The 13,271-nt window shown below is 49.6% G+C and carries 12 protein-coding genes; 2 read left to right on the top strand and 10 right to left on the bottom strand.

The window, feature by feature from the left end:
• Positions 1-18 precede the first annotated feature (18 nt).
• From ACK8P8_RS00980 to ACK8P8_RS00950, 7 genes are all read right to left on the bottom strand, one after another.
• Complete coding sequence (locus ACK8P8_RS00980) at positions 19-186, bottom strand: hypothetical protein (RefSeq protein WP_176555093.1); 168 nt, start codon at positions 184-186, stop codon at positions 19-21.
• Between the two features lie 54 nt (positions 187-240).
• Positions 241-1,614, bottom strand: a complete 1,374-nt coding sequence (locus tag ACK8P8_RS00975) for a RagB/SusD family nutrient uptake outer membrane protein (protein ID WP_292270971.1) — start codon at positions 1,612-1,614, stop codon at positions 241-243.
• A gap of 22 nt (positions 1,615-1,636) precedes the next feature.
• The gene (locus ACK8P8_RS00970) at positions 1,637-5,284 is read right to left on the bottom strand and encodes a SusC/RagA family TonB-linked outer membrane protein (RefSeq protein ID WP_410025422.1); all 3,648 of its coding nucleotides are present in this window, start codon (positions 5,282-5,284) and stop codon (positions 1,637-1,639) included.
• A 201-nt stretch (positions 5,285-5,485) separates the two neighbouring features.
• Positions 5,486-6,670 (bottom strand): FecR family protein, encoded by a 1,185-nt coding sequence (locus tag ACK8P8_RS00965; protein WP_410025421.1) that lies wholly within the window; start codon positions 6,668-6,670, stop codon positions 5,486-5,488.
• Positions 6,671-6,733: 63 nt separating this feature from the next.
• On the bottom strand, positions 6,734-7,267 hold the full coding sequence (locus tag ACK8P8_RS00960) for an RNA polymerase sigma factor (protein ID WP_099292878.1): 534 nt from the start codon (positions 7,265-7,267) through the stop codon (positions 6,734-6,736).
• Positions 7,268-7,380: 113 nt separating this feature from the next.
• Positions 7,381-8,322, bottom strand: coding sequence for a DUF5106 domain-containing protein (locus ACK8P8_RS00955; RefSeq protein ID WP_410025419.1), 942 nt, complete (start codon positions 8,320-8,322; stop codon positions 7,381-7,383).
• 213 nt (positions 8,323-8,535) lie between these two features.
• Positions 8,536-9,225, bottom strand: a complete 690-nt coding sequence (locus ACK8P8_RS00950) for a DUF6266 family protein (protein WP_410025418.1) — start codon at positions 9,223-9,225, stop codon at positions 8,536-8,538.
• A gap of 99 nt (positions 9,226-9,324) precedes the next feature.
• Between ACK8P8_RS00950 and ACK8P8_RS00945 the strand changes: the two genes are divergently transcribed.
• Together ACK8P8_RS00945 and ACK8P8_RS00940 are read left to right on the top strand one after the other, a co-directional pair.
• Positions 9,325-9,510: a hypothetical protein gene (locus tag ACK8P8_RS00945; RefSeq protein WP_410025417.1), complete on the top strand. Its 186-nt coding sequence runs from the start codon at positions 9,325-9,327 to the stop codon at positions 9,508-9,510.
• Between the two features lie 80 nt (positions 9,511-9,590).
• Positions 9,591-10,271 (top strand): hypothetical protein, encoded by a 681-nt coding sequence (locus ACK8P8_RS00940; protein WP_410025416.1) that lies wholly within the window; start codon positions 9,591-9,593, stop codon positions 10,269-10,271.
• A gap of 79 nt (positions 10,272-10,350) precedes the next feature.
• Here the strand turns inward: ACK8P8_RS00940 and ACK8P8_RS00935 are convergent, their stop codons facing one another.
• The 3 genes from ACK8P8_RS00935 to ACK8P8_RS00925 form a co-directional block, all read right to left on the bottom strand.
• Complete coding sequence (locus ACK8P8_RS00935; protein ID WP_410025415.1) at positions 10,351-11,310, bottom strand: helix-turn-helix domain-containing protein; 960 nt, start codon at positions 11,308-11,310, stop codon at positions 10,351-10,353.
• A 14-nt stretch (positions 11,311-11,324) separates the two neighbouring features.
• Positions 11,325-11,648, bottom strand: a complete 324-nt coding sequence (locus ACK8P8_RS00930; protein ID WP_227215632.1) for an HU family DNA-binding protein — start codon at positions 11,646-11,648, stop codon at positions 11,325-11,327.
• A 442-nt stretch (positions 11,649-12,090) separates the two neighbouring features.
• Complete coding sequence (locus ACK8P8_RS00925; protein ID WP_410025413.1) at positions 12,091-13,059, bottom strand: hypothetical protein; 969 nt, start codon at positions 13,057-13,059, stop codon at positions 12,091-12,093.
• Positions 13,060-13,271 lie beyond the last annotated feature (212 nt).

The raw sequence follows: 13,271 nt of genomic DNA, 5'->3' as shown, positions 1-13,271 counted from the left end.
TTCTTTATTCGTGGAACTTCAATTTTCTTCCAACGCTTCATTATAAGCATCTCTTCTCTCTTGAATAACAGCCCTTTCCGCGTTTGTCAAACGAGGCAAGGCAGGCATAATAAACGTGGTGGAAATGTCCGCCAGACGGGGCGGCATATCATCCACATCGTCACATCCCGATAATACTAGAACCATTATTCCTATGATATATTTTAACGCTTTCATGTCATTCTATATTAAATGTTATTATTACAGTCCCTCGTACCCGGGATTCTGGATTAATCCCGAGTTCAAAGCGATATCGGTTTTCGGGATCGGGAACAAATACATAAACTTTGCCGTTTCGTACTTCACCCCACTAAGTCCCCACCACATGACAGGACTTCCGTTACGCTTCAACTCGTACCAGCGATCAAATTCCAAGTACAATTCCTTGCGCCGTTCGTTCAATATCGCGGACATCAAGGGAGTCAACGCTTTGCCCGTGGCATCGACCTTGACTAAAGCGTCAGTATTCACTTCAGGAAGATTCTGTGCCGTGTACGGAACATACTCACTGATCCGATTCTCCCGCAAATGATTCAGGTACCGCAAGGCGTTCGTTTCGTCCCCGGCGTGCGCGTAACTCTCTGCCATAATCAGACACATCTCGGCAGCCCGCACGGAAGTCTTCAACATCTTGGTATTCAAAAATTGCTCGTCAAAAAAGAAAGTATAACGAATATCCCGCTCTTTCTCCGTGAACAACTTCACCAAGTCCAACGAAACCGGACGTTGTTTCGACCGTTGCATGTACAAACGAGTGTACGCTTCACTCTGTTTTGTTCCGCTACGAATCAATTCATTCCCTTTCCGTTCCACTTCACTCTGGAGCATCTCTCTATAAGCATCCCCGCGAATCAGCGGGTAGGCATCCAACACCTCTTTTGCCGTGCTTGCCGCCAAGTCCCACTCCTGCGTCCAAAAATACGTCCTCGCCAGATACGCGTTAGTGACATCGGCGTAGAAAAGATACTGTTTGTCCGTCTGGTTGAGTTTCAAGGCTTCTTTCAAATCATGAATAATAAAATCCGCTGTCGCTTTCAAACTTGCACGGTCAGGCTTCCCCTCCATGTCGAACTTATCCACCAGAGGCACCCCCAATTGCTCCCCTGCCCTTGTTTTATCATACGGTTCACAGAAATTACGCATCAGGTTATAATAACAAACGGCACGCATCGTGTAAGCCGTGGCCAAAAGCTTTTTCCCGAACTCCGTGTCCCGTTCTTTCAACTCGTGCAGCACGATATTACAATCCTTTATCACCTCGTACAACGAGCCGAACTTACCGGAAAGACTATTGATGTCACTTCCCACGTACTCGGGAATATCCCTCTCCGAAATCGTCAGGTTCGCGTCCATGTTATCCGTGTAGAACTCGAAAGGCAACGTGTTCAGGTACGCCCCGAAGAAAGCATACTCGCTCGCCTGCTCGATATTATTCAAACGCGTGTGCAATATAGCGGAAAACTCCTCGGCAGTTTTCGGTACTACTTCACTCTTGTCTTTCACGTCCAGATAACGCGAGCAGGACGTTTGTCCAATCAAGAGCAAAACCATGATATATAAACCAAATCTTCTCATATTCATTCAATTTAATACATTACTAGAATCCTACATTCAGCCCGAAGGTAACCGAACGCGTCAAGGGGTAAGTTGTTCCCGGCGTTTCCGGGTCAATACCCGAATAATTCGTGAACGTGATAAAATTATTCATCGTGAAGGAAAAGACTACCGATTTCAACCCAAGCGGATGCAACAACCGCTCCGGCAAATTATAATACAACGATATATTCTTTACCCGCAGGAAAGACACGTTTTCAAGGTACGCCCCTTGCGTGATTTCCGTGTCGTGCACATTATACTGGTCCAACAACAACCGCTCCTCCGCCAGATAATCAATAATTCTGGGATACTTCACGCCGGTGCGCCTCTCTTCCGTCCAGCGGTTGGTCACGGACTTCTCCACGTTCAAGTGATTGCGATACAAATCGCTGTACGCGGTCTGCGGTTTCTCGCCCGTGGCTAAAGAAGTCACGCTCCTGTAACCGGCGGGCGAAGTAACCGTGTTCAATATCTTCGCGCCGGAAGAAACCACCCCTCCCACGTTCAATCTCAAACCGCGATACGAGAAATTCACGTTGAATCCACCGGTGACAGGCGCCACCGAGGTCCCGAGATAGAAACGATAATTATCCTTCGACTGCAAATCGGTACCCGTGTAAATTTGCGCGTCAGGTCTTAACTCGAAGGTATAAACCCCGTCCCTCTCGTCTATCTTTATATAACGTCCCGCGAAAACGGATTCCAGCGGGAATCCCTCGTACCTACCGTTACCAATCACCCGTTTCCGGCTGTATTTCGACAATATGTTCCGGTTCCAAGCGATATTTCCCCCCACGTCAAGTTTAAAATCCTTACCGTTCAAAACCTTCACGTTCAAGGTTCCCTCCACGCCTTTATTCTTTATCTCGGAAGTATTATAGGGCTGCCCGGAAAAACCCGTGCTCGACAACACGTCCACCGTCGACACCACATCCGAACTCACGCGGTAATACGCTTCGACCAACCCGCTTACCCGCTCGTCGAACAAACCGAAATCCAACGCGACTTTCATGTCTTTCGTTTTCTCCCAACGCACGTTCGGGTTAGGAGCCGAACTCACCGACCCCGTCCGCGCCCCGTTCCAGTAAGTCGTGGTATATCTCAACACCAGCTCCTTGTTCACCGATTTCACGATATTCCCGGTGTACCCCATGGAAGCCCGCAGGCTCAACCGATTCACGATCGGCAACAACGAACTCATGAAGCGTTCCTGATCCAGATGCCACCCCAAACCTAACGACCACGTGGGGTTGAACTGCTCGTCGCTACCAAAATTGTTGGAACCGTCCGTCCGGAATGTAAAACTGAACAAATAACGTTGTAAATAATTATAATCCAGCGAAGCGTAAAATGAAGCGAACCTGTTTTCAGTCGTGGTTTCCCCCGCCAACTGGTCAAACAAGTCGGCGTACTTCCCCACGTCCGTGACGGATGGCTCGGGCGGAAGCGGCATCGCCGAGTAACCTGTCACCTCGTCATACCCGAAACGCTTGAAGTAAGTCCGTTGATTTTTATCCCCCCGCAATTCCGCTCCCCCTACCAGACTCAAATAATGCTCCAAGGCAAACGTATTCTTGTATTCCAACTGTCCCCGCACGTTGTAGCTGGAACCGTTCGTGGATGTCTGCGTGATTGTCCCGTAAGGCGTCCACTCGTCATTATATTCATCAAAATACAAGCGGTCTAAAAATGCCGCATACGTGTCCCGCCCCCTCGTGTCCTCCACTTTATTGTGAAAATAGGTATAGGAAGCCAACCCGGAAAACCTCAAATAACTCAACAAATCGTAAGTCAGATTCATCTGCACCCGCGCGTTCGCGTTATCCGCCGTACTTGATGTTTCTTTCAGCTCCCGCATGATATTGAAACCGTTGGTAGGCAATATCACGATATTGGCATTTCCCTCGTTAATCGATTGCAAGTTGAAATACGTGCGGTCGGGACGATAACTCCCGTCCTCGTTATACACCTTCTCGTAAGGATTCGCGAAATAAGCGTACTCGAACGGGTTTATAACGGTCGAGTAACTCTTTGACTTCTGTTTCGAGAGATCAATCCCGAACATCATGTTCAAGCGTTCCGTCGCGTTCGTGTTAATCTTGGCATTAACGTTATACCTCTCGTAATCCGTTTCCTTCACCAACCCGTTCTGGTCAGCAACACCCAGTGACACGTAATACGTGTTCCGGTCCGATCCCCCTGAAAAAGAGAGATTATGATTCATCGAGAAGGAATTTCGGAATATCACGTCAAACCAATTCGTGGTGCGTTTGCCCAATTCCTCGATATAGGCATCCTGTTCCGCGGTACTCATGGGTTCGAACCCGTCTTCCAGCCACAACTTATCATCCCGCCCGAGTTTTTCCGCCCGGAGCATACCGACAATTCCCACTACCGGGTAATGCTTCAACGGCTTTTCCGTCTTATTATGCTCGAAAGGAGCGGCCGAAAACTCGTCCCACAACTCCCGCTCCCACGCCAGTTTCTCCCGTGAATTCATCAACTTCGGATCACGTTGCGGTTTCAACCCCACGGAAAACGTGGCACTATAATTCACTTTCATTTTTCCCGCCTTTCCTTTTTTAGTCGTGACCACTATAACACCGCCCGCAGCTCTCGACCCGTAAATGGCGGCGGCGGAAGCATCTTTCAATATCGTCACGCTCTCTATATCGTTCGGGTTAATCCCCGCTACCCCCGTCACGAAAATCTCGTTCAGATTCCCCGACTTGATCTGCCCCGTCGATATTTCCGGGATATCCTGCTGAAGAGGCACACCGTCCACTACCCACAAGGGCTCGGCGTCCCCGCTAATCGTGTTCGTTCCCCGGATCCGTATTTTCGCCGCTTCACCCGGTCTTCCGGAAACAGCGACAACACTCACCCCGGCTATCTGCCCCTGCAAAAGCATATCCACCGTGGGAATGGCTTTATTCTCGAAAACCTCGGCGGCCACCGTACCGAAAGAACCCGGGGAATTGCGTTTCGTCGTCTGCCCGTAGCCCGTGACCACGACTTCGTCCAGCTGGTCGACCTTTTCTTTCATCACGACCGTGAGCGTCTTCGTCACGTCGGACACTTTCACCTCCCGCGTTTCCATACCCACGAAAGAAACGAGCAGCACGATATCTTTCCGCGCCGGGATCGCCATCTCGAACTTCCCGTTGATATCCGATATCACACCCGCGTAAGTCCCCCGCAAAATCACGGTAGCACCGGGGATAGGCACGGAATCCGTCGTCATCACCACCCCTTTCACCACCACTTTTTTCACCTCGTCCCGCGCGGGACGTTCGGGACGTATGATCACGACGTCGTCTTCTATCTCGTAGGAGAACCCGGTGCCTTCCAAGCATTTGTCCAGTACCTCCTCGAGCGTGGCGTCTTTCACGTCCAGCGATTTCACGCGGATACCCTGCAAATCATCCAAGTTGTACACGAACGTGTAGCGGCTATTCTCCCGAATCTCCGTCAAGATATCCGTGAGATTCTTGTTCTCGGCCTTCAATGTCAGTTTCACCTCCTGCGAGTACACCGCCGAGAACGCGAGGTTCTGCACCAGCATACACAGGCATAAAAACTTAACAAGTAATAACTTCCTCCACAGCTTTTCCCTACTGGAACTGCTTCGCGTGTCATTTTTTTTCATACTTTTGTTTTTAGGTTTCACATTAAATTCAATGATGAGCTTAGCGAGCGGGCAATGGGGCAAACATTGCCTGCTTACTTTTTCAATAAGCTAACTTGATTTACTATTTTTTCACTTTCATGTTTCCGGCAAAAGTACTCTCTCTCCCGATACGCGCAAATCACCATTTATAGTGAAATTACCTTGCCGGAATCACGTGTTTCAGCTACCCGGTTCCCGGTACTCCCCCACGCGAATTTCTCTTCCCTCGATCCGGAACCTTACTTTCCGTGTCTTTTCAATTTTCGTCAATAAATCCTGAATATGTTCATACCGTTTCATCTCGACCGAGAACCGTAATTTCCCGAGTTCTTCGTCGTCAAAGTTCACGTTCACGTCATACCACCGCGCCAAACGTTCCATGATTGTCGCCAGATCCGCCCCCTCGAAATAGAATATACCGTCTTTCCACAGGACGAACTCCTTCACGTTCACTTCTCGTGTCCGTATCCCGCCGCTTCCCGGGAGCACTTCCGCCTGCACGCCGGGCAGCATCAACACGGATTCCCCGCCGTGGGTCAGGCACACCCGTCCTTCCACCAGCGTGGCTATCGTCCGTCCCCGGTAAGCGGTCACGTTGAAACTCGTTCCCAGCACGCGCAAGTCCGCGCCGTTGGCGAACACGTGGAACGGGGCTGTCGAGTCGGGCATGACCTCGAAATAGCCCTCCCCCTCGAGCCTCACGTCCCGCCGCGTGCCCTTGAAACGTAAAGGGAAATATAATTTGGATTCCGAGTTCAGCCAAACCCGCGTACCGTCCGGCAATTCCATGAAAAACTCCCCGCCGCGGGGAACGACCAGCGTGTTGTACTTCTCTTCCGCCAAGGAATCTGCGCGTGCGGCGATTTGCCGGTACACGCCCCGCTCCCCGGCGGGTACCACCACGCGCCCCGTTGTGTCTACCAGAAGCCCTTTTTCATCTTTCAACTCCACGGATTGCCCGTTGGCAAGTATCAGCACGGCTTTTCCCCCACCCGGAACGATCCCCGTGCCGTCCGCCGCCGGAAGCCCGCTTCTCCCGGGAGCGGCGTACCACAAGTACCCCGCCACGCACAAGGGCAACATGAACAACGCCGCGTATCTTGCCACCGCGCGCCGGGTAAAACGCTTCCCGTGACGTGCCCGTTCAAACTTCCGCCACTCGTCTTTCACCATTTGTCGTTCCGCCCGCGTCGGCGCTTCCCGTGACAAGAGATACGCCCTCGTTTCCCCGTACTCGCTCTCGTGCAAGGGTGATTCTCCCCGCCACCGTTCCAGCGAAGCACGTTCCTCCCCTTCCAGCGTCCCGGCGATCTCCTTGGCTATCCAACGGGCTACATCAAAACGTTTTTTCAATAAATCTGTCATCTATTCAAGTTTACGGTTTATATAGAAGACGATCGAGAGAAAAAAGTGGGTGAGTGGAGATGACTATTTTTCGAGCAGGATGAAAAGAATCATTAAAATATCCTTGGAAAGTAATTCACGCAACTTCACGTAAGCGCTCTTTTTCAATGACTTCACCGTGTTCACGGATACACGCAACTCCGCCGCGACTTCCGTGTTATTATTCCCTTTCAAGTTCAACAAGATTACCGCGCGGGATTGTGCCGGCAACTTGTCTATCGCCTCGTACAATACCCGGTACGTTTCCTGCCGGGTAACCTCTTTCAGGAAATCATAATCCTCCGCCTCGTTCTCGTTCAGACGGGCAGAGTATTGTTCCTCGATCTTCCGGTGCTTGCAATGATCGAGGTAGATACGGCGGGCAACCGTGTACACGAAAGCCTTGGCGTTTTCATCCGTCGCGAATTCCTCCCGGTGCTCGAACACCCGCGTGAACGCCTCCTGCGTGAAATCGCGGGATAATTCCGTTTCCCCCGTGTATCGCTGCATCAAGGTATATACCGGTAGAAAGAATGTCTCGAAAAATGCTTTAAACTCTTTATGTGATACTATCGCCATAAGTTACAGTTACAAGTTACAGGTTGCATTTGCCTTCGGCAAGTTACAAGTTTTTCTACAAAAAACCATAAATAATACACGGTAAAAATAACCTGCAACTCGCCGAAGGCGAATCACTGTTCCAGAAAGGACGCGATTACCCGGAACGGGACATCTTTAAAGATAATCTTTTTATCCCTGTCCAGCAGGTAGAATGTCGGGATCGCCCGCAGGTCGTACAAGCGTTGTTCCTTGATCACCTGCCCGTCGTCGTAAGCGCACACCCATGACTCCGGTTGCTCTTTCAGGTGCCGACGCCACGCTTCAACGTCGGGGTCGGGATACACGGAAAGAAATACCAGCCGCCGCAATTCCCCCCGTTTCTCTCTCAACAGGAAATTCACGAAATCGGCGGCCTCAAACTCCGCTTTGATTGCCCGGCAAGCGTCGCAATCGGGATTGTTGAAGAATAGAATCGTGTAATCGGCCCGGATGCCCGACAACTTTTCTCTCTTGCCCGACGGCAAGGTGTAAACGAAATCGGTAGCCGCGGTTCCCGGTCGGTTCTTCAACGCCATTTCAAGCCGGAACGCCGGTCGCAGCTTGTCGACCTCCCCCACCCGCGGCGACGCGACGATATACCGCAACACGGGAATGTAAAATTCCTCGCTCAACATGGGCGAATTGGGGTCATACAAGTATTTCTCGTACAGGGAAGTGAAATGGGCGAACATCACCGAATCGGCATCCATCGCCCGGTCGAGCATCGACGCTATCGCCCGTTCCACGTCCGCGTAAGGCACCCGGGGAAACAATTGCAGGTAGTTGGCGAACGCCTGTTCCGTTATTTCCGGACGACGGATCAACGAGGTGTCGGCGAAATCGAAATGCTCCCAGTAACGTGCAACGAGGTATTTCACCTGTTCCCTCTCGTCCGTGTATATAGAAGGTATTTCCGGCAGCCGGAATGCCTGCATCCGCGCCGCACCTTGTTCCGCTTTTTTCCCGCGTGAAAAAGAACACGCCGCCAAGGCGACGCATAACCCGATGACAATATTCCGTGTATAACTTTTCATGGTTTCGATCGATTGATACGCGAAGATACGATTTAGTTTATAAAGTTCATAAGGTTCATAAAGTTTATAAAGTTGCACGGACGCGAGGAACTTTATCCACGGCAGCCCGGGCTGCCGTTAGACTCTGTCCGAAGGACGCCTTGTAAACCTTATAAACTTTATGAACTTTACAAACTTTATGAACTAGGGGGGCGCGCACGCGCCCCTCCTCTCTCACTCCTCACTCGGGGTCAGGTACTGTGACGTTGAGGTTTGTTTCCCGGAACGGGTGGTCATGAAGGTGTAAATGGCGAGATTGTCGAGGTCGTACTCCTCGTCCAGTCCCGCCGAGGTGCTACTGGTCTCGTTACGCGAGCGTAGCGTCACGAGCAGGCAATGCTCGTTCGTCTTGTCGAAGACGACCGCGTACCCCTTGTCGTCCGCGTAACAATCCGCCCCGTCAACCACGTTTGCCGTTTGGAAGAATTGCAATTTCCGCGACTCCCTGACGAGCGTTACCGTCACCTTTCCCTTCAACAGCCTACCATAGGACACGAGCAGGCGGGAGAAGTCGACCACCGTTTCGAACACCTCCTCGGGTTTCGCCTTCGGGTTGAAATCCCGTTCGGGATACCTCCGCGTCGCCGTTACGATATCCGACTTGTTGATTTTCAAGAATTTCGCGTTGCACTTCACGCCCTTGTTGTCCGGCGGACAACTCACGCGCAACACCCGTTTCAGCGGTGACGCCAAGCGCCCCAGCGCACCGAAACACGCGTCCTGACGCATCACGTCTTCTTTTAACGACCCGTTCCACGCGGGCATCGATTTGACGGTCACGCCGCCGTTAGGTTTCTTCGAGAACAGGTTGGGTCCCACTTGCCCGGAAATACTCTTGCATAGATTCATTTTAGCGTCTGCCATAATTTGATTCTTTTAAATGGTTAATATTCCGAAACACCTCTATCCAGCATCATTATCATCAACAAATTTACGATATAAAAAAAAGAAAATCAAGAAAAAATGAAGTTTATTTTAATTTATTTTAACAATACAACACGAGGGATACGCGAACAGGGCAACAAGCCCACGGGAAACGGGGAGCAGTCGGCGAGGAAACGGCGGAGTTATTCTGAACTTCTCCTGAAGTTCTCCTGCAGTTATTCTAACGAGGTTAGAATAACTGCAGGAGAACTATTGTTTAATTAAAAAAAAATTAGTAGTTTTACACGAAGATTGGCAGTCGCTTACAACCGACTCAGAATGTAGTTGAATTAAAATCGAAGGTTATGGACTTGAGTTTTCCACCGATGGACGGTTCCCGTAAATGCTGGCGCGTGAACGGGATAACTTATTACTGGCGCAACGGGCAACTTATCTGCCGCACGTCGAAGAACGAGAAACGAACTCCCCGGAAGGACGAGAACGGCGAAGAACTCCCCCTCCGCAGTCCCGCCCAAGAAAAGTCAAGTGAGGTATTCTCGGAATCTTTCTCGATGACGAAGGCTTATTTCCTCGCGCACGGGCACTTGCAAATCTGGGTGGTGGCACCGAAGACGAAACCCGGGCAATCGTCATGGGGGCTGCACCGCCACCTGAACAAGGCGGCGTACGTCCCCGACGAGGGCGTGCGCTATTTCAACTCTTACCGTTTCAGCCACGGGATTCTCGAGCTTCCGGATAATTTCACCGTTCGGCGTGAAAGCTGGCACATTACCCTCGAGTGGGAGGACGACCGCGACCAACCCGCCGCTGCCGCCGGGGACCTACTGTTCGTGGGCTATTTCCACGAGGGATATCCCCGCTCCCCGCTTCTCGTCCCGGTGACGGGCGCCACCCGCGGCGAGCAACGCGCGGAGTTCGACATCCCGCCCCTCGACCAGCCCGACGGCGGCGTGCTCCACCTCTACCCCTTCTTCGGGCGGGCGGACAAGAGCGCGTACGCGGGCAGTTATTACATGAGATGCTAGTGCCGGGGTATCGTGAATAAAAGAGGCCGCCCCGCGTCTTCCCGGAACGGCCTCAACCTTTAAGAAATCACACGCGCACTTATAATGTATCTATAATTTTCTTTTGTTCGTTAAAGAAATTCATTCGCTGTATCTCACCGCTTTGTGAAACGAGAGTTGAATGTCTTTTCAACGAATGAATCCATTTTTTCTGGTAATTACATACCTTCCCGTCGCGCGAGTCCATCGAGTTTATAGAATACACTCGCAGGAAACAAATCTGGAAACCGGTTTTCTCGACGTAACTGTACGTGGCTTCAAAATCAACGTTCGAGAGGTAAATTGACAGAAGGTTACCGTTATGGAAGGCTCCTTTTTCCGACAATAATTCCAGCTCGCGCAGAAGTTGATGCAACTCTTTCTTCATGTTCGCGACATCGGTCGCGGACACGAGCCCCAGCTCGGCGAAATACTTTATTTCCTTCACGAAAGAACCGAATATTCCCTCGTCGAGGATAAAACAAGTCCTGTGCACCTGTCTTAAACTTTCCAAGAGTTCTTTCTGCGTTTTTGCCAATTTCTCCGAAATAACCACGTCGGATAGTGAAGCAGGCGTTCTCAGTTTCTCGTTCTGGTACAGCCACCTGCTAATCCGGAATTTGGACAAATTCTCGTAAGGGGCGTAAAATGTATAAGGAATGGTATTCGACGCGGTTATCACCTCTGTCGTTGGATCCGCCTTGACGTACCTGAATAATTTATGGTAACGGGCAAGTATCTCGTGATAATTTTCCATCGGCTCCACGGAGTGCAACACGTTCAGGTCGAACATCGCCCCGCTGGACATACTGTTACCGACAATCTTGTCTAACGATATGCCCATCTGGCTGGCGATGATCGCCACTTCGCTGAACGTGAAAGCAACCTCCCCCCTTAATCTCCGGTAAATTGCCTCCTTACTCATGCACAATACCTCCATGAGGATGTTGGCGAGATTATTCTCTTTCGGGGTAATCTCGCGCATCGTGCTGATCAGTTCATCTACCACGGCATTTTTCATCGGGGTGCCGCTCCTTAGTCAAAAAAGTATTTACCGATGGAGAATTTAACCACTTTTTTCGCGGGAATGGTCATGTTTTGCTTGCTGTTCGGGTTGTAACCGTTACGGGCTTTGCGTTCCCTGATAGAGAAAGAACCCAGTTCCAACAAGGAAATCTTCTCCCCGTTCTTCAAAGATTCCGCCATTGTCCCGATTACCGCGTTTACAGCCTTAGCGGCTTCCACTTTGCTTGTCCCGTTTTTCTCCGCGACCTTCTCGATTAATTCACGTTTGTTCATTGTCAATAGTTTTAATATTAATAAATAGAGTTTACCGGCGTGTATTACACGAAACCGCACCCGACGCACGGGGCGTCAAGCGCGATTCCGGGTACTATCTATAATTCTGTTTCATCGATACACACGCTTTTAAATGAATTTTGCCAAGCTGACGTTCTGCCCACTTAGCAGTACAAAGATGAAAGATTTTATTCAATAATCAGTGCTCATTACAGAGTATCAGCCAAATGCGTTTTTTCTATTTCTGTATGGATTATCAAAAACAGACTTGAATAATGAAACAGCTTCTCTATTTATTGTTAAACATTCCGTTATTCGTAACTACAACACGGGAAGATTCCCGTGTTGGGTTTATAAAGTTTTTAAGGTTCATAAAGTTCATAAGGTATATAAAGCGTCCCTCGGACAAAATCAAAACGGCAGCTTACGCTGCCGTTAATATAGCCCCCCACTGGAAGCTATAACTTTATAAACCTTACAAACTTTACGAACTTTATAAACTCTATTCGCACAAACCATTGACGATTTCCCGCTGGTCTTTAAAGAATTTACTCCGTTGGATTTCCCCGCTTTGAGAGATCAGCACGGAATATTTCCGCAAGGAATCAACCCACTCTTTCACGTTACGGAACACGTTCTCGTCATGTGAAGTGATCGAGTTGATGGCGAACAGCCGGATCAGGCTCAACTTGTAGGAAGAGGTCGCTATATAACTATATGTCGCCTCGAAGTTAATGTTGGCTATATATATAGATACCTCTTTCCCGCTCTTGAACGCCCCTTGAACGGCAATCTCTTCCAGTTCGTCGAGTAACCCGAACAACTCTTTTTTCAATTTCTGCACGTACTCCTGTGAAATCAGGTTCGCCCGGGCAAAATACCTGATATCGTTCACGAGATAGAAAAAGATTTTGCAATCCCATATATACTCGGTATGATTGAACTCCTGCGACTCTCTCACGAAATCGCGTTGGCGGTCGAGCAGCTTATCCACTATGTTGAGCTCCTCGAAATGATGCTCGATATCGATCTTCTCGAACTGGTACAACCATTTGAACATGCGGAATTTCGACAGCAACTCGTATTTCAGGTAGAACGTCTGCGGGATAATATTCGACGCCGTGCAAAGCTCCGAGGTCGGGTCATCCTTTATCTCTTGAAAAACCTTCACGTAATTGTCCACGATGGAATAATAAGTTTCCAACGGGTCGGTATAATGTATAACGTTCAAGTCGAATATCGCACTCATTCCTTTCTTGGAACCGACCAGCTTGTCCAACGACACGCCCATCTCGCGGGATATGATAGCAGCCTCAGCCAAGGTGAAGGGAACTTCACCCCGCAACCTGCGGTAAACGGCTTCTTTACCGAGGTATAACTTATCTATTAATGTATTTGCCAGATTAACCCCACGCGGGAGCTTTTCCTTCATGGCTTTAATTAATTCTTCATTGTAATCAAAAGTTGTCATGATTTGAGTATTTATTAATACAACTATATTACTCGTTATACGAGTCTGTCGTTTCAATAGTTCCGAAAAGTGAAATTATTTACCCGGCAATTTAATAAAAATATCGGAATACAAATCAAAAAATGGATAAGAGTGCTTCAATAGAAACGCGTTAAATCACAAATACACTTTAAAGGTCACTAATTCTTGACGCGAGCGAGATACTTTTGTAA

Source organism: Butyricimonas muris (assembly GCF_046365375.1).
Taxonomy (GTDB): domain Bacteria; phylum Bacteroidota; class Bacteroidia; order Bacteroidales; family Marinifilaceae; genus Butyricimonas; species Butyricimonas muris.
This window is presented reverse-complemented; position numbering and strand designations above follow the sequence as displayed.